Genomic DNA, 15,958 nt, shown 5'->3' on the forward strand with positions numbered 1-15,958 from the left:
GCCCTCGGCCGCGTCGGCCGAGGCGCGGGCCGCGTCCGGTCCGCCGAGCCGATGGCGGGCGCGGAGCGCGAGGCCGTGGTGCAGCAGGCGGCTCGCGCGGGCCGGGCCGGGTTCCGGGGTGGCGGACAGCGCCGCGCGGCCGATGTCGATCGCGTCGTCCAGGTCGACGGGGTCGCCTCGTTCCTCGAAGCGGGTGTGCCGGGCGATGCCGAGCGTGGAGAGCGCGTGGGCGAGGACCCGGCCGTCGCCGGCCCGGGCGACCGCGCCCGTCAACCAGCCGATGGCGGCGTCGAGATCGGCCGGGTCGCCCCGGTGGCCGTGGCGGGCCAGCAGCGCGCCGGCCAGCCCGACCAGCCGGGCGGGCTGGCGTTCCCCGCCGAGCGCGATGGCCGTGACCCAGGCGTCGACGGCCGCGTCGAGGTCGGCCGGGTCGCCGGCCGCCAGGAAGCGGCGCCGGAGCGCGCCGCCCAGGTTGGCGAGGGTCGCCGCCGTCTGGCGGGCGTCGGCGTCGGCCCCGGCCGCCTCGGAGAGGAGCGTGACGGCCTCGAAGAGGTCGTCGGCCGCGCCGAAGCGTTCGTCGCGGTCGAGCAGGGAGGCGCCCAGGGTGCTCAGGACCGCCGCCCGGTGGGGCGCGTCCTCGGGCGTGTCGGCCACGGCGTCGCGGCCGAGTTCGACGGCGGCCTCCAGGTCGGCCCAGTCGCCGAGGAGTTGGAAGCGTTCCCGCAGCACGGCGGCCAGGGTGGCGAGGCGGGTGGCGCGGGCGGGGTGATCGGCGGGGGTGGCCTCGACGAGGCGCAGCCAGAGCGCGACGGCGCGGTGCGCCCGGCCGGGCTCGGGCGCCGCCGCCAGCTCCTCGGCGAGGCGAACGGCCCGGGGAGCGGCGGCGTCCACCACGGCGGGAACCAACTCCCCCGGCATCCCGTAGGTTCCGTTCGCCGGGTCCGGGGCCCCGTCCACGTGCGGGAAGTAGGTCGCGAACGCCGCCAGGGCGGCCTCGGCCTCCGGCGGCGCCTGCTCGCGGGGCAGCGCCAGGGCGCGGGCCCAGTGGAACCAGCCGAGTGGGAGGTGGCCGAGGCCGTCGTCCGCGTCCAGCACGGCGGCCAGCCGGCGCGCCTCGGCCGCCGCCTCGGGCTCCAGCACCGGAGTGAAGTCCTCGCCCGCGATCCGCTCCAGCCGTGCGCCGAGCGCCGCCAGCAGTTGGTCCCGCATTCGCCCCGCCCCTCGGCCGGACCACCCGGCCACGGCGCAAGGATGCCACCCCTGCCGTGACGCGGAAGGGTCGCCGGGTCGGTGACGCCGCCCAACTCGGCGCCGCGCGGGCGGTCTCGATCACCTCCCGGGCGCCGCACAGCGCCTCCTTTCGCTGCGCTGGCGTGACCCGTTCGACGGGAGGTGGCCGTGGGAGCCGCCGGGCGGCGGCATCGAACCGGGCGGGGCGCCGCTGGCGGCGGCGCGGCGGGAGTTGGCCGACGGGAGTTGGCCGAGGAGACCGGGCTCGACCCGGCCGTGCTCGCGGCCCTGGCCCCGGAAGGACCCTGGCCCTGACGGGAACGGGAAACGGGAACGGGAACGGGGACGGGGACGGGGACGGGGCCCGACGCCTTCCGGCGGCGGCCGGCCCGCGCGCGGACGCCGCCCTACCGCGCCGTCACGGTCACGCCCGCATCGGTGAGCATCGTCAACACCGTGTCCAGGAAGCCCCGTTGGGGGTCGCCCGGGGTGGGGCGCGGCCCGAGGTGGGCGCGGGCGACGGCCGCGTGGTGCCAGCGCAGGTGGAACGGGGGGCGCGGGCCGAAGCCGCCGCCGAGGCAGTCGTGCAGGGCGTCGAGGTTGGCGCCGTAGTAGCCGGCCGGGCCGTTGAGCCCCTCGCCCAACGCGCAGTACAGGGCGGGCGGGTCGGTGAGGGCGCGGCCGTCGAGGTCGTAGGTGCCGCCGGTGCGCTCCGCCGGGCGCCCCCGGGGCGTGGCGGCGTGCAGCCGGACCGCCTCCAGCCAGGCGGCGCGGTGCCCGGGCCCGCCCGCCGCCCAGGCGCGCGCCGGGGGCGGGAACGCGCGGGCCCACGCCTCCCACACCGCGCCGGCCGCCGGGTGCGGATAGCGGTGGAACACGCAACGCAGCCGCAGATCACGGCCGTTGACCCGGCCGGCGGTCCTCGGCGCGCCGAGCGGGTAGGCGCCCAACACGGTGCCCCGGTCGTCGAGCAGCGCGAGTTCGGCGTCCTCGACGTCGCGGGGCCGGCCGCTCGGTGGAACGAGCGGGGCCCGGATGTCGCGGAGCAGGATCTCCCGGGGGCCGCCCGGCTCCTCGGCCGGCGCGAAGAGGCCCTCGACCGCGCGGGCCTCGACGAGCACCGCGCGGGTCCCGCGCTCCCTCAGCTGACAACGCACCGCGCACACGCCCCCATTCTGCTGCCCGTCCGGCGCCGGCGCGCGGAGCGGGGCGCGCGGGAGAATCCGGGAGCCGGGACGTTATCGGCCGAACCGCGCCGGGAGAAACAATGCTCCTGATCCGGCCCCGCCGACACCCCGATTCCGGCGGTTCGGACCACGGTTACGGGCCCACGGCGGCATGATCACGTTTACCCGATCATGCGGCCAGAAATACCGTCACATGCTCGAATCCACAAGGGTCATCTCGGCCATACCCGGGCCCGGATTCACATCTCAGATGGTGGACGAGGTTGAACGCCCCGGGGTCCGGATGCTTGGATGACGAGTCGTCAGCTTCGCGCCTTTGTTGGCCACGCATCCGGGGGGAGTTGCGCATGGGTATTCGCCACGTTGTGTTGTTCAGATTCCGGGACGGCGTCGACTGGTCGGACCCCAGGGCGAAGGAAGCCGAGGCCGCCACGCGCGAGCATCCTCGCCATATCCCCGAGATAGTCGACTGGCAGTGCGGCAGGAACGTCACGGAGCGGTCCATCGCCCATGACTTCGCGCTCGTGGGCGACTTCGCCGACCGCGAGGCCGTCGCCCGTTACCTCGTACACCCGGACCACCTGCGGGGCGTCGCCCTCTGGCGGGCCATCGCCGACTGGTCGGTGGTGGACTTCGAGGTGAACGACCCGGTCCGAGACGAACGACCGGGTACGGACAAACGACCGGGTACGGACGGGTGATCCGGATTTTGCCGAACGAACGCTGTCGTGCCAGCGTGGCCTGACGTCCGAAGAGGTTGACGGGAGATTCGTCCATGGGCAGAAGCAGCGGCAGAAGCGCGGTGTTATCGGCGAGATCCACCTCCCGGTCCGGGACGCCGTGGGCCGCGTTCCTCGCCATTGTCGCGGCGGCGCTGATCTGGAGCACTTCCTTCGCCGTGACCAAGGTCGTTCTGGAGAATGTCCCTCCGATGACCATCGGCGCCATTCGATTTACTGCGGCGGCATTGATTCTGGCGTTTCTTGTTCGTTTGCAGAAGGGTTGGCAACCGGTCGACCGGAGGGCCGCGTTGGCCATGGGCGGCGCCGGGCTGCTGGGCATCACCGCCTACTTCGGGCTGGAGAACATCGGCGTCGACCTGGCCACGGCCGCCGACGCCGCGGTGATCGTGGCCGCGTTCCCGATGATCACCGTGATCCTTGAGGTCGCCATCAACCGCGAGTGGCCCACGCTCCCCCGGGTCGCCGGCATGGTGCTCGCGATGGCCGGGGTCTGGCTGATCGTCCAGCAGAGCGCGAGCGAGGGCGGCAGCCACCGACTGCTCGGCGACATCCTGCTGCTGGTCGCCGGCGTGGCCTGGGCCGCCTACAACGTGGTCGTCCGCCGCACCAGCGGCGGGCACTCGCCGCTGACGGTCACCTACTACCAGACGGTGGCCGGCGCCCTCGGCTTCGTGCTGCTCAGCACCGTCGAGGTCGGCGAGTGGAGCGTTCCGGACCCGGCCGACTGGGGAATGCTCGCCTTCCTCGCCGGCGCCTGCTCCATCGCCGCGTTCGTCCTCTACAACTACGGCCTGCGGGACGTCACGTCGAGCACCGCCGTCAACATCCTCAACCTCGTCCCGGTGTTCGGCCTGGTCTCCGCCGTGGTGGTCACCGGGGAGAACGTCGGGCTGACCGAGGCCGTCGGCTGCCTGGTCGTCATCGCCGGCGTCGTGCTCGGCGCCGGCGGCCGGTCGCGCCCCGCGCGGGACGCGGCGGCCGGGTCCCCGACCGGCCCCGCCGAAGGCCGGCGGGACCCCGACCATCTGACCGCGAAGAACCCCGAGTTGGAAACGAAATGAGCCACGACATCAAGAACAGCAAGTGTGTGATCGTCGTCAACGGCGAGCTGCCGCTCGGCCTGACGGTGAACGCGGCCTCCGTCGTGTCGCTGACGCTCGGGCGCGGCGTCCCCGAGCTGATCGGCGAGGACGTGAAGGACGCCGAGGGCGGCGTGCACCTGGGCATCACGCTGATCCCGGTGCCGATCCTCAGGTCCACCGCCGAGCGGATCGCGGAGATCCACCAACTGGCCACCGCCGACCCCGAGGTCACCGTGGTCGGCTTCAGCGACCTGGCGCAGTCCTGCCGCACCTACGAGGAGTACATCGAGCGGATGACGGGCACCCAGCCGGCGGAGCTGACCTACTCCTCGGTCGGCCTCTTCGGCCCGCGCAAGCAACTCAACAAGTGGACCGGCAGCCTGGCCCTGCTGCGCTGACCGGCCGTCCGGACCCCGACTCCCACCCCACCGAACCCACCGCAGAAGAGCGGGTGCCCGCGGCTCCTACCCCGCAGGCACCCAAGCCCCGTAGCCACCGTTGAACTCACAGGCTGGGACCGTGTTCACTATATTCGACGACCGTCTTGACGCCTTCGCGCGTCGCACCCTCGACGACCACCGCCGCTTCGACGCGGGCGCGTGGCGGCCGGAGGAGATCGAGGCGCACCAGCTGCGTGCGCTGCGCGAGACCCTCCGCTATGTCGCCGCCCGTTCCCCCTTCTACGGCGAACTCCTCGGCCACCTCGACGAGTCCGCCATCGCCGACCTGACCTTCGACTCGTTCGCCGAGCTGCCGTTCACCACCAAGGACGACCTGCGCGGCCGGCTGCTGGACATGCTGTCCCGGCCGGTGCACGAGGGGTGGATCTTCTACGAGACGACCGGCACCACAGGACGCGCCACCCCCTGCCCCCGGGACAACGTCGACTCCCTCGTCAACAACACGGCGCTGTCCGTCTGTTACCGGCATGTCTTCGAGGCGCACGGCGACCGACACGTGATCGCCGTGATGGGGCCCAACGAACTCCACTCCACCGGCGACACCTTCGGCGACGTCTGCCGCAACCTGGGCGCCGCGCACGCCAAGATGTGGCCGCACTCGCCCGTCGTCGGCTTCCCGCGCGCGCTGGAGGTCATCCGGGAGATAGCCGTGACGGGCGTGTTCTGCACGCCCAATGTCGCCATGTCGATGGCCAGGGAGGCGCTGCGTGCCGGCCTGGAGCCGCGCGAACTCGGCATCCGCTTCTTCATGTTCACCGGCGAGCTGGCGACGCCGGGGCTGCTGCGGAACATCGGCGAGCTGTGGGGCGCCACCGCCTACAACTGCCTCTACGCCTCCCAGGAGGCGTCCATCCTGGGCGCCGTGCACGGCGACGGCCGGCTCCGCACCGTGCCGCTCAACGTCTACTACGAGCTGATCGACCCCGAGACCGGCCGGCCCGTTCCCCGGGGCGAGGGTCCCCGGCAGGGCGAACTCGTCGTCACCCACCTCTACCAGGGCAGCAAGCCGCTGGTCCGCTACCGCACCGGCGACCTGGTGCGGCTGTCCCCGGCCCCGGCCACGGACGCCGGCGGCTACCCGTCCGAGGTGCTGCTCCCCCTCGGCCGGGTCAGGGACCTGATCGACCTCAACGGGCACGGGGTCACCGCCTACGAGCTGGAGTCCACGATCCTGGACCGGCTCGCCGGCGCCATGGACTACCAGCTGGTCATCGACCGGATCGACGGGACGGACACGCTGACCGTCGAGGTCGAGACCAGGGGCGGCCGGCCGCTGCCGCCCGACAACGTGACGGACCTGGTGCGGGCCGCGCGGGACGCCTGGGGCTGCCCGTTGACCGTCGCCTACGGCCGGCTCGGCGGGGTCACCACCACGGGTGCGATGGTGAGTTGGAAGGCCGCCCGGGTCCACGACCGGCGCCGGGCGCCGGACGCCGAACGGCGGGTGGCGCTCGCCATGGCCGGCCAGCGGGAGCCCCGGTGAACGCCGCGCCGGTGAACGGCGGGCAGCGGGACCGCTGGGTGTTCCACCAGGGCGCGTTCGTGCGCGCCGGGGAGGTGGCACTCGGCCCCGGCACCCAGGGACTCCACTACGGAACGGGCGTCTTCGAGGGCATCCGTTCCTTCGCCGCCGCGTCCGGGAACGGCGAGGCGCTGATCTTCAAGGCGCGGGAGCACTTCGAGCGGCTGCGCGCCTCCTGCCGGCTGCTCCGGCTCGACCTGCCGCACGACACGGACGAACTGGTCGACATCGCACGGGAGTTGCTCCGCCGCAACCAGCTGTTCGGCGACTCCTACCTGAGGCCCGTGGTGCACAAGCTGGCCCTGGAGCCCGGCACCCCGTTCGGGGTCAGGCTGCGCGGGGTGTCCACGGCGGTGACCATCCTGGCGCTGCCGATGGGCGACTACGGCAATCCGGAGGGCATCCGGTGCGGCGTCAGCTCCTGGCGCCGCGTGCCGGACTCCGCCCTGCCGGCCCGAGCGAAGATCACCGGCGCCTACGCCAACAACGCGCTGGCCGTGGACGAGGCCACGGCCGCCGGCTACGACGACGCGATCCTGCTCAACCAGCGCGGCACGGTCGCCGAGGCCAGCACGGCCAACGTGTTCGTCGTCCACGCCGGGCGGGTCGCCACGCCAGGACCCGACTCCGACATCCTGCCCGGACTCACCCGCGCCGCCGTCACGCGCCTGCTCGCCGACGTGGCGGGCGTCGCGGTCGCCGAGCGCGACGTGCCGCGCTCCGAACTCCTCACCGCCGACGAGGTGTTCCTGACCGGCACCGGCTGCGGGGTCGTTCCCGTGGTGGAGATCGACGGCCGGCAGGTCGGCGAGGGCCGCCCGGGGCCGGTCACCACGTGGGTGCGCGAGGCGTACGGGCGCGCGACGCGCGGGGCCGACCCGCGCTACCGGCACTGGAACACGCCGGTGGGCGGCGCCGCCGACGCCGCCGACGCCGCGACCGTTTCGGCGGGCGCCCCCACATAGGCCGGCGCGCCCGGCCGAACCGTCCGCGCGCCGGCGTGGACCGAACCGTCCGCGCGCCGGCGCGCCCCGTTCCTCTCCCGTTCCCGTGCCTCATCGGCTCGGCCCGTTGGCCGCGCCCGACCGTTCGCGCTCCGCGCGTTCCGTGCCTTCCTGAGGGGGAAACCATGACCATCAGTTCCCGACCCGACACATCCGACGGCCAGGAGGTGACCGACGTCGCGCTGGTCCGGCTGCCCGCCACCGGGTCGCTGCGGATCACCTCGCTCGGCCCCGCCGGGACCAGCAGCGAACAGGCCGCCCGCGCGCTCCAGGGCCATCTTCTGCGACGCGGCCACGAGCACGTCCCCATCGAGCTGTGCCACCGCTACGAGGAGGCCGGGGACCGACTGCTCGCCGGCGACTGCGAGTTGGTGGTGGTCGCCAACGCCTACTCCGGCATCGACCGCTTCTACATGGACCCGGCGCTGCGCCTCGCGGCGGTGTTCGTGAAGGACACCCCGCACTACGGCATCGCCTCAGTCGCCGGCGCCGAACTCGAACAGAAGACCCGCGTGATCACCCATCCCGCGCCCCGCGCGCTCGTCGGCGAGCTGCTGCCCGAGCGGTTCGACCTCGCCGAGGTCGTCTTCGCGACCTCCACCAGCGCGGCGGCCGAGGCCGTGGAGCGCGGCGAGGTGCCGCTGGCCCTCACCACCGCGCTCGCCGCGCGGCTGCACGGCCTTGAGTTCCTGTCGCGGACCCGCCCCATTCGGATGGTGTGGTCGGTGTTCACCCGCGCCGACCTGCTCGACGAGGAACGCCCGGCGCCGCGCCGCCCGGCCGCCACCGCCCGGAGCCTGGCGTGGTGAGCGGCGCGGGACCGGTCTTCGTCAGCGATGCCGAGGTCAGGGAACTCCTGCCCGTCTCCACGGCGATCGCCGCCATGCGCGAGGTGATGCGCGCGTTCTCCACGGGCGAGGTGACCCAGCCGGTGCGCACCGTGCTGCGCCCGCCGGCGCGCGGGGGCGCGCACCCCGGCCTGTTCGGGTCGATGCCGGCGCATGTTCCCTTCGACGGGGAATGGTGGTTCGGCATCAAGTCCGTGGTGGTCCGCGAGGACAACCCGGCGCGGGGCCTGCCCACCCATGTCGGCACGGTGACGGTGTTCGCGCCGGACACCGGCCTGCCGGTGGCGGTGCTGCCCGCCGACACCGTGACCGAGCTGCGCACGGCCGCCGTGTCGGCCGTCGCCGTCGACGCGTTGGCCCTGCCCGGGCCGACCACGCTGGCGATCGCCGGCGCCGGCGCCCAGGCCAGGGCGCATGTGGCGGCGGTGGCGGCCGTCCGGCCGGTCCGGCGGGTGCGGCTGTGGAGCCGGCGGCGGGAGAGCGCCGCGAAGCTGGCGGAGTGGGTGCGGGCCGAACACGGCCTGGACGTCGAGGTGTTCGGCACGCCCGCCGAGGCGGCCTCGGGCGCCGGGGTGATCTGCACGACCACCGCGGCGCGGGAGCCCATCCTGGACGACGCGGACGTCGCGCCCGGCGCGACGGTGTGCGCGGTCGGCGCCTGCCAGCCGGGCGCCAGGGAACTCTCCTCCCGGCTGGTCGCCGGGACCACCGTCGTCCTCGACAGCGCCGAGGCGGCGGAGCGGGAGGCGTCCGAACTGCTGGTGCCGCGCCGGGAGGGCTTGATCGGCCCCGACCACCCGCGCGGCGAACTCGGCGCGGTCCTCGCGGGAGCGGTCCCCGGGCGGGGCGACGAGCGGGAACGGATCGTCTATCTCTCCCTGGGCCTCGCGGCCCAGGACGTCGCGACGGCGGTGCTCGTCGCCAAGCGCCACACGGAGTGGACGGGTCCGAGGCCCTGACCCTCACGTCGGCGTGGGGCCCGCGCGGGCCCCACGCCGTTGACCGGCCGAACGCACGTCTGCCCGACGGGGGTCCGTACCGGCGCGACGCCCGCCAGGGCATATGCCCCCGTCCCTGTGCCAACGACGGTTCGGCAGCGCCGCGTTGTCGCGACGCACCGGGGTCGCTGGCGTGACGGAACGTCACCCCGCAGCGAGTGGCCTTCGGAGGCGGTCATGAACCGTGGGTGGGAAGCCGATCCCCAGGCGTCGGACACCTGTCGCTCGCGCCTCCCCGAAGGGGTCGACCTCGCGGCGGACGAGCGGCTGGTGGTCATCCCGGGCCGGATGCCGCGCCTGGCGAAGCCGGACATCCCCGATGCCTGAGGCGAGGGAACTCCGCCTCGGTCCCGCACGCGGGGTGCGGCTCTCGTTGGACGCGTACCAGGCGGACTTCGCGGAGCGGGAGGACGCGGCGCGCGGAGCGCCGTTCCGACGGGTCCGCGTCGTGGAGGAGCCGCTGAGTCCCTCTATGCGCTGGGAGTCGCACACGCTGCGGGTGCAGGCGGAGGCCGGCATGGGCGTCCGGGTCATCGGCGCCGAGCGGATCGGGGCCCGGGAGGGGACCCGGCCGCTCGGACGACGGGCGCGGAACGCCGGCCCCACGCCAACTGCCCAGCCCTGGCCGGGGTTCGTCAACCGCGCCGGGGAGACGGAGCAGCTCGACGCGGTGCTCAGGGGACGGGACGGCGAGCCGCCGCTGGTCTCCGTCCGTGTGATCGCGGGCACGGCGGGTGTGGGCAAGAGTTCACTCGCCCTGCACTGGGCCCACCGGGTCCGGGACCGGTTTCCCGACGGGCAACTCCACATCAACCTGCGCGGCTACGACCCCGGCCAGCCGGTGACCGCGCGGGAGGCGTTGCGGCGTCTCCTCCCGGCGCTGGGAGTTCCCCCCGACGCCGTGCCCACCGATGTCGACGCGGCGGCCGCCCTGTACCGGTCCCAGCTGGCGGACCGTCGGGTCCTGGTCGTTCTGGACAACGCCGCCACGGCCAGCCAGATTCGTCCACTCCTGCCGGGGAGCGGCCGTTGCCTGACCATCGTGACCAGCCGCAACCGGCTGTCGGGGCTGGCCATAAGGGACGGCGCGCACCGCCTGACGCTGGGCACCCTGCCGGAGGACGAGGCGGTGGCGCTGCTCCGGGCGGTGACGACCGGATTCCGGCCGAAGGACGACGAGCAGGCGCTCGCGGAGCTGTCGCGGCTGTGCGCACGGCTGCCCCTGGCCCTACGGATCGCGGCCGAACGAGCGGCGAGCCACCCCCACATGCGGCTGGAGGAGCTGATCGCCGAGTTGCGCGACGGGTCCGCGCTGTGGGACGCGCTCGGCCTGCTGGAGCCGCGCGGCAGGCGGCTGGCCGAGGCCGAGCGCGCGTTCGGCGCGGCGCTGGAGAGGTTCCGGGAGGCGAACGACGCCGGCTGGCAGGCCGTCGTCCTCGCCAACCGGGGCCGGGCCCGGTGGGAGGCGGCGCGGCTGGTCGCCGGGTTCGACGATGCCAGGGCCGTCGCGCCGCGGGCGCGGCTCGGTCGCGCGGCGCGGGGCTGAGGGGCCCGCCGCCGGCGCGCGCCGGCGGCGGTTGGCGTTCCGGTTCGCCGGGGTGGTGTCAGTCCTTCTCCAGCCCCGCCAGCCGCAGCAGCAGGGACTTGACCTCGGTGGCGGCGACCTCGTCGCCGGTGAGGGCGTCGGGGTCGGAGCAGATCAGCACCGGCTGTTGGCGCGGGTCGGTGGGCAGGCGGCCGTGGCTGCCGCGCACCTGGGCGCCGTCGAGGGGGACGACGTTGAGGCGGTAGCGCATCCCGATCTTCTTGCGGAGCAGCGCCGCGCCGGCGCGGGCCTTGACCAGGCGGTCCTCGGGGTTGAGGAACAGCTCGGCCGGGTCGTAGCCGGGCTTGCGGTGGATCTCGACGGTGGGCGCGAAGTCGGGCGCGTCGGCGTCGTCCAGCCAGTAGTAGTAGGTGAACCAGGAGTCCTCGTCGGCGACGGCCACCAGGTCGCCGGCGCGCGGGTGGTCGAGGCCGTGTTCGGCCTTGCCCTCGGCGTCGAGGAGTTGGGCGATGCCCGGCAGGTCGGCCAGGGCCTCGCGGGCCGGCTGGAGGTCCTCGGGCCGGCGGACGTAGACGTGCGCGACCTGGTGGTCGGCGACGGCGAACGCGCGGGAGACCCAGGGGTCCAGGTACTCCATGCCGGCCTGGGTGTAGACCTCGAGCAGCCCGGCCTCGCGGAGCCTGCGGTTGATGTGGATCTGCCGGCTGACCTGGGTGATGCCGTACTCGGACAGCGCGAGGACGGTGGCGTCGTGGGCGCGGGCGGCGTCCAGCAACGGGGCGAGTTCGCCGTCGAGTTCGGCGGCGGCGGCCCGGGCCTGCGGCGAGTCGGGCCCGAAGCGTTGCAGGTCGTAGTCCAGGTGCGGCAGATAGACCAGGGTCAGGTCGGGCTTCCGGGTGGAGAGGATGCGGCGGGCCGCGTGGGCGATCCACCGCGACGAGTCGATGGCGGCGGTCGGGCCCCAGTAGGTGAAGAGCGGGAACTCGCCGAAGCGTGAGGTGAGTTCGTCGTGCAGCTCCGGGGGCCTGGTGTAGCAGTCGGGGTCCTTGCGGCCGTCCGCGTGGTAGATGGGCCGGGGCGTGACGGTGTAGTCGGTGTCGGCGCCCATGGCGTACCACCAGCAGACGTTGGCCACGGTGTAGTCGGGGTCGACGCGCCGGGCGGCGTCCCACACCTTCTCGCCGCCGACCAGCGCGTTGTGCTGGCGCCACAGCAGCACGTCGCCCAGCTCGCGGAAGTACCAGCCGTTGCCGACGATGCCGTGCCCGGAGGGGAGTTCGCCGGTGAGGAACGTGGCCTGGGCGGAGCAGGTGACGGCGGGCAGCACGGTGCCCAGGGGGGCCTGGGAGCCGGCGGTGGCGACCGCTTTGAGCGTGGGCATGTGGTCGAGCAGGTCGGGCGTGAGTCCCACCACGTCGATGACCACCAGTCGGCGGCTCATGGCAGCAACTCCTTTCGCGGGTGTGGGGGCGGCCTGGGGTGGGCGCGGGCCTTCAGGCCACTTCCTTCAGGCCCAGGTCGGTCAACAGGTCGCGGGCCAGGGAGAGTTCGGCGGCGATGCCGTCGGCGAGCTGGTCGGCGTCGGTGGGGCGCAGCTCGGGCGGGAGGACCTGCCAGGTGTAGGTCTCCACCTCCAGGTGGCGGGTGAGCGGGCGCCGCCCGCCGACCAGCCGGGCGAGGGTGCGGCGCAGCACGGGCAGCGTGGTGGACAGCGGCTCCGGTGGGGTGGCGTGCAGCGGGATGTGGTGGTGCACCCGCCAGGGCCCGGAGCGGCTGAGCGGCGCCTCGCCTTCGAGGGCCTCGTCGAGGTCGTCGCGGGCGGTGACCGTGCCGTCGTGGGCGCGTTCCCTGGTCTGGTGGAGGAAGCGGTCCTCGACGAACTCGGCGAGCGCGGCCCGCACCTCGGGCCGCTCGGGGTGCTCGGCGTGGAGCGCGGCCGACAGCTGCGCCTTGTAGACGGGGATCTCCCGCCGGGTGAGGCGGTCGACGGCCTCGTCGGGGTCCTCGAAGGCGGTGGCCAGGTGGCAGGTGTCGAGGCAGAGCCCGATCCGGTCGGTGGGCGGGGCGTCGGGCCCGGTGAACATGCGGGTCGCCTGGTCGGTGGTCTCGATGACGCAGCCCGGTTCGGGCTCGACGGCGATGCGGATCTGCCGGCGGGTGCCGCTGGCCAGGAGGTCCAGCTCGCGGGAGAGCCGGTGGAGCTGTTTCAACGCGGCCGACTCGGCCGCCGCGTCGTAGGGGGTGCGCCAGGCCAGCGGCAGGGTGGAGATGGTGCCCTCGGTCACGTCGTCGGGCAGCAGCCAGGCGAGCAGGGTGGCGAGCCTGAGGGTGTGGTCGTGGCGGGCGTCGGTGGTCCAGTCCGGGTGGTAGACGCGGTGCTTGACCCTGGCGGAGCCGAAGCCCCGGTAGGGGAAGCCGTTGAGGGTGACCACTTCGAGGCCCTCTCGGCGGAGGGTCTCGGCGAGGGCCGCGCGGGCCCTGGAGTGGCTCATCAGGGTGCTGACCACGTCGGCGGAGAGCCACAGTCCGATGCCGAGGCGTTCCCTGCCCAGGCGGTGGCGCACCGGCGCGCAGTGGTCGGTGAGTTGCGCCATGACCCCGTCGAGGGTCTCGGCGGGGTGGACGTTGGTGCAGTAGGCCAGGTGTATCAGCCCGCCGCTGGGGTGTCGGAAACGCACGGTGTCACAGTCCCTCTCAGCTGTCGGCGGGCGCCCCGCGCCGCAGCACATTGCCGGCGTAGTCGTCGCGTGTCGGCCGCTCGCCGAGGTCGAGGCGGCCGCTGAGAGCGTAGAACGCCACCGGGTTGCGCCAGAGCACCAGGTCCACCTCGTCCTCGGTGAAGCCGTCCGCGAGCATGGCCTCGCCGACCTTCCGCGTCTTGAGCGGGTCGCTGTTGCCCCAGTCGGCGGCGGAGTTGACCAGCACCTTCTCGGGGCCGTACTCGTGGAGCAGCCGCACCATCCGGGCCTCGTCCATCTTGGTGTCGGGGTAGACGGAGAAGCCGAGCCAACAGCCGCTGTCCTTGGCGGCCTTGACCGTGGTCTCGTTGAGGTGGTCCAGCAGGACGCGCTCGGTCGGCAGGTTCGACTCGTTGACGACGTCGATGGTGCGGGCGACACCGGCGGCCTTGTCGCGGTGCGGGGTGTGGACGAGGGCGGGCAGCTCGTGGTCGACGGCGAGCTGGAGCTGGGCGGCGAGGGCCTCGTCCTCGGCGGGGGTCATCGAGTCGTAGCCGATCTCGCCGACGGCGACGACGCCGTCCTTGCGCAGGTAGCGGTCCAGCTCGGCGAGGACGGGCGTGCAGCGCGGGTCGTTGGCCTCCTTGGGGTTGAGGGCCAGCGCGCAGTGGTGGGCGATGTCGTACTGGGAGGAGCGGAACGGCTCCCAGCCGAGGAGGGCGTCGAAGTAGTCCAGGAAGCTGCCGACGCTTGTGCGGGGCTGGCCCAGCCAGAACGAGGGCTCGACCAGGGCCTGGACGCCGACGTCCCGCATGGCGCGGTAGTCGTCGGTGGTGCGGGAGGTCATGTGGATGTGCGGGTCGAAGATGCGCATCAGGACTCCTGGGGGTGCGGCGTCTGGGCGAGGACGTTGCGCACGTCGTCGGGCACGGGGCGGCCGGCCGCCTCGCGTTCGGCGGCGTAGTCGGCGAGCATCCGGATCAGTTCCGCGTCGGTGCGGGCGGCGAGTCCGGAGACGGCGGACAGCGGGACGCCGGTGAAGACGCACTTGAGGACGGCGTGCCGCCACTGGTGCTGGTCGAGGTGGGCGGCGGCGTAGTCGCCGGCGGCGGCGACGACCAGCCGGGTGTCGTTGGTGCGCAGCGCGTCCTCGACCAGCCCGATCGCCTCGGGGCCCAGGCGCAGCCAGGGCAACGCCTGGAGCACGGCGCGGCGTTCGGCGGCGTCGCCCTGCTGGTAGAGGCGGGTGACGGTGGCGAGGTCGGCGTCGACGGCGTGCAGCAGCAGGACGCGGGCGGCGTCGGTCGCCGGCATCCCGGACCGGGGCAGCGCGGCGCGGCCGACGCGGCGGGTGGCGACGGCGAACGACGACTCCCAGTCGGCGTCGGCGGCCCAACGGAGGGTCGCCTCCAGCCACTCGGCCGCCGGTTCGGGCAGCGCCTCGACCAGTTCGGCGTGGAGCGCGGCCAGGGCCTCCGGCAGGGTGGGTGAGTTCATCGGGGGACCTCCGATGGGCGGCTCGCCCGGGCGTCGGCGAGCGCGGCGGTCAGGAACGCGTGGGACTCCGCCGCCAGTTGGGGACCGGCGTGGGAGTGGCGTGGCAGTTCGACGGAGAGCAGGCCGGTGTAGCCGGTGGCGGCGAGCGCGGCGAGCACCGGCGGGAAGTCGATCTCGCCGGCGCCGAACGGGAGGTGCTCGTGGACGCCGCGCCGCATGTCCTCGATCTGGACGTGGGCCAGCCAGGGCCCGGCGGCGGTGACGCAGTCGGGCACCGGGTCGGGCTCCAGGCAGCGGCAGTGGCCGATGTCCAGGGTCAGGCGCAGCGCATCGGGCGAGCCGAGGAGCCGGCGCAGCCGGTGGAAGCCGGCGAGGTCGGCGAGGAGGTGCCCGGGCTCGGGCTCGACGGCGAGCGGCACGCCGGCGGCGGTGGCGGCGTTGACGAGCGGGGTGAACGAGTCGGCGAGCCGGCTCCAGGCGGTCTCATCGGGCGTGCCCTCGGGCCGGTGGCCGCTGAAGCAGTGCAGGGCGGTGGCGCCGAGGTCGGCGGCGACGGTGACGGCGTCGGTGAGCATCCCGATCCGGCGGGCCCTGGCGTCGGGGTCGGGGTCGAGGAGGCTGGGGCCGTGCTTGCGGCGCGGGTCCAGCACATAGCGGGCGCCGGTCTCCACGGCGACGGCCAGGCCGAGTTGGTCGAGCCTGGCGGCGACGGCCGCCGTGCGGCGGGCGAGGTCGGGCGCGAGCGGGTCGAGGTGCATGTGGTCGAGGGTGAGCGCGACGCCCCGGTAGCCGAGGTCGGCGAGCAGCGCGAGGGCGTCGTCGAGGCGCAGGTCGGTGAGGCCGTTGGTGCCGTAGGCGAGTCGGAAGCCGTGGGTGACGTGGGTCTCCTGGGTCACGTGGGGCTCGCGGGTCTCCTGGGTCACGTGGGGCTGACCTTTCTCGACAGGCGCCTCGCCGCGCCCAGCAGCGTCAGGAGCACGGGGACGGGGGCGCGGGCGCCGGCCCTGGCGGCGAGCCCGGCCTGGAGCGGCACGAGCGCCTGGAGGCCGGCGACCACGCCGCCCCTGGTGTGTTCGCCGGTGGGCCGGCCGGCGGCGCGGGTCAGCGCCGGCGCGGCCGTCAGCAGGTAGCTGGCGGCGCAGCCGCGCGCGGTGCCGGCGTC

16 protein-coding genes and 2 pseudogenes are annotated in these 15,958 nt (G+C 74.3%); 10 read left to right on the forward strand and 8 right to left on the reverse strand.

Going from position 1 to position 15,958, the window contains the following annotated elements:
* Positions 1–1,209, reverse strand: a pseudogene (locus EBN88_RS21475) (hypothetical protein); the annotation flags it as partial.
* Between the two features lie 154 nt (positions 1,210–1,363).
* Between EBN88_RS21475 and EBN88_RS32045 the strand changes: the two are divergent.
* Positions 1,364–1,672: an NUDIX domain-containing protein gene (locus EBN88_RS32045; protein WP_233580833.1), complete on the forward strand. Its 309-nt coding sequence runs from the start codon at positions 1,364–1,366 to the stop codon at positions 1,670–1,672.
* On the opposite strand, the gene EBN88_RS21485 is transcribed toward EBN88_RS32045, so the two are convergent.
* A complete protein-coding gene (locus EBN88_RS21485) occupies positions 1,638–2,396 on the reverse strand; it encodes a barstar family protein (protein ID WP_147472789.1) in 759 nt (252 codons plus the stop codon). The two genes, EBN88_RS32045 and EBN88_RS21485, sit on opposite strands and share 35 nt — an antisense overlap.
* Positions 2,397–2,764: 368 nt before the next feature.
* On the opposite strand from EBN88_RS21485, the gene EBN88_RS21490 reads away from it, so the two are divergent.
* The 9 genes from EBN88_RS21490 (at position 2,765) to EBN88_RS32755 (ending at position 10,621) form a co-directional block, all read left to right on the forward strand.
* Positions 2,765–3,118: a Dabb family protein gene (locus tag EBN88_RS21490; RefSeq protein ID WP_122185554.1), complete on the forward strand. Its 354-nt coding sequence runs from the start codon at positions 2,765–2,767 to the stop codon at positions 3,116–3,118.
* A 101-nt stretch (positions 3,119–3,219) separates the two neighbouring features.
* Positions 3,220–4,221, forward strand: a complete 1,002-nt coding sequence (locus tag EBN88_RS21495) for a DMT family transporter (protein WP_233580832.1) — start codon at positions 3,220–3,222, stop codon at positions 4,219–4,221.
* Positions 4,218–4,640 (forward strand): DUF2000 domain-containing protein, encoded by a 423-nt coding sequence (locus EBN88_RS21500; protein WP_122185556.1) that lies wholly within the window; start codon positions 4,218–4,220, stop codon positions 4,638–4,640. The genes EBN88_RS21495 and EBN88_RS21500 overlap by 4 nt, the downstream gene beginning before the upstream one ends.
* Before the next feature lie 121 nt (positions 4,641–4,761).
* Positions 4,762–6,186: a phenylacetate--CoA ligase family protein gene (locus tag EBN88_RS21505; RefSeq protein ID WP_122185557.1), complete on the forward strand. Its 1,425-nt coding sequence runs from the start codon at positions 4,762–4,764 to the stop codon at positions 6,184–6,186.
* On the forward strand, positions 6,183–7,190 hold the full coding sequence (locus EBN88_RS21510) for a branched-chain amino acid transaminase (RefSeq protein ID WP_158621465.1): 1,008 nt from the start codon (positions 6,183–6,185) through the stop codon (positions 7,188–7,190). The genes EBN88_RS21505 and EBN88_RS21510 overlap by 4 nt, the downstream gene beginning before the upstream one ends.
* A gap of 164 nt (positions 7,191–7,354) precedes the next feature.
* Positions 7,355–8,038, forward strand: a complete 684-nt coding sequence (locus EBN88_RS21515) for a prephenate dehydratase domain-containing protein (protein ID WP_122185559.1) — start codon at positions 7,355–7,357, stop codon at positions 8,036–8,038.
* Positions 8,035–9,036, forward strand: a complete 1,002-nt coding sequence (locus tag EBN88_RS21520; RefSeq protein ID WP_158621467.1) for an ornithine cyclodeaminase family protein — start codon at positions 8,035–8,037, stop codon at positions 9,034–9,036. Before EBN88_RS21515 ends, EBN88_RS21520 begins: the two co-directional genes overlap by 4 nt.
* 216 nt (positions 9,037–9,252) lie before the next feature.
* Positions 9,253–9,402 carry a hypothetical protein gene (locus tag EBN88_RS31280; RefSeq protein WP_199742437.1) on the forward strand — a complete coding sequence of 50 codons (150 nt, stop codon included), beginning with the start codon at positions 9,253–9,255 and terminating at the stop codon, positions 9,400–9,402.
* Positions 9,395–10,621 carry a DUF6879 family protein gene (locus tag EBN88_RS32755; RefSeq protein ID WP_407703444.1) on the forward strand — a complete coding sequence of 409 codons (1,227 nt, stop codon included), beginning with the start codon at positions 9,395–9,397 and terminating at the stop codon, positions 10,619–10,621. Before EBN88_RS31280 ends, EBN88_RS32755 begins: the two co-directional genes overlap by 8 nt.
* Before the next feature lie 58 nt (positions 10,622–10,679).
* On the opposite strand, the gene EBN88_RS21530 is transcribed toward EBN88_RS32755, so the two are convergent.
* From EBN88_RS21530 to EBN88_RS21555, 6 genes and pseudogenes are all read right to left on the reverse strand, one after another.
* On the reverse strand, positions 10,680–12,062 hold the full coding sequence (locus EBN88_RS21530) for an alkaline phosphatase family protein (protein WP_122185561.1): 1,383 nt from the start codon (positions 12,060–12,062) through the stop codon (positions 10,680–10,682).
* Between the two features lie 52 nt (positions 12,063–12,114).
* Positions 12,115–13,299, reverse strand: coding sequence for a metabolite traffic protein EboE (eboE, locus tag EBN88_RS21535; RefSeq protein WP_122185562.1), 1,185 nt, complete (start codon positions 13,297–13,299; stop codon positions 12,115–12,117).
* Between the two features lie 16 nt (positions 13,300–13,315).
* Positions 13,316–14,173 (reverse strand): TatD family hydrolase, encoded by an 858-nt coding sequence (locus EBN88_RS21540; protein WP_122185563.1) that lies wholly within the window; start codon positions 14,171–14,173, stop codon positions 13,316–13,318.
* Complete coding sequence (locus EBN88_RS21545; RefSeq protein WP_122185564.1) at positions 14,173–14,796, reverse strand: EboA domain-containing protein; 624 nt, start codon at positions 14,794–14,796, stop codon at positions 14,173–14,175. Before EBN88_RS21545 ends, EBN88_RS21540 begins: the two co-directional genes overlap by 1 nt.
* The gene (locus EBN88_RS21550) at positions 14,793–15,719 is read right to left on the reverse strand and encodes a sugar phosphate isomerase/epimerase family protein (protein WP_407703445.1); all 927 of its coding nucleotides are present in this window, start codon (positions 15,717–15,719) and stop codon (positions 14,793–14,795) included. The genes EBN88_RS21545 and EBN88_RS21550 overlap by 4 nt, the downstream gene beginning before the upstream one ends.
* A pseudogene (locus tag EBN88_RS21555) lies at positions 15,716–15,958 on the reverse strand (SCO3242 family prenyltransferase); the annotation flags it as partial. The gene EBN88_RS21550 and the pseudogene EBN88_RS21555, both read right to left, overlap by 4 nt.

It is taken from the genome of Streptomyces triticirhizae (assembly GCF_003696235.1).
In the GTDB taxonomy this organism is placed as follows: Bacteria; Actinomycetota; Actinomycetes; order Streptomycetales; family Streptomycetaceae; genus Streptomyces; species Streptomyces triticirhizae.

Bases quoted from the DNA above. Each gene is read 5' to 3' on its own strand.
- EBN88_RS21490 (WP_122185554.1), top strand. From the start codon at position 2,765: ATGGGTATTCGCCACGTTGTGTTGTTCAGATTCCGGGACGGCGTCGAC.
- EBN88_RS21500 (WP_122185556.1), top strand. From the start codon at position 4,218: ATGAGCCACGACATCAAGAACAGCAAGTGTGTGATCGTCGTCAACGGC.
- EBN88_RS21515 (WP_122185559.1), top strand. From the start codon at position 7,355: ATGACCATCAGTTCCCGACCCGACACATCCGACGGCCAGGAGGTGACC.
- EBN88_RS31280 (WP_199742437.1), top strand. From the start codon at position 9,253: ATGAACCGTGGGTGGGAAGCCGATCCCCAGGCGTCGGACACCTGTCGC.
- EBN88_RS32755 (WP_407703444.1), top strand. From the start codon at position 9,395: ATGCCTGAGGCGAGGGAACTCCGCCTCGGTCCCGCACGCGGGGTGCGG.
- EBN88_RS21530 (WP_122185561.1), bottom strand. From the start codon at position 12,062: ATGAGCCGCCGACTGGTGGTCATCGACGTGGTGGGACTCACGCCCGAC.
- EBN88_RS21540 (WP_122185563.1), bottom strand. From the start codon at position 14,173: ATGCGCATCTTCGACCCGCACATCCACATGACCTCCCGCACCACCGAC.
- EBN88_RS21545 (WP_122185564.1), bottom strand. From the start codon at position 14,796: ATGAACTCACCCACCCTGCCGGAGGCCCTGGCCGCGCTCCACGCCGAA.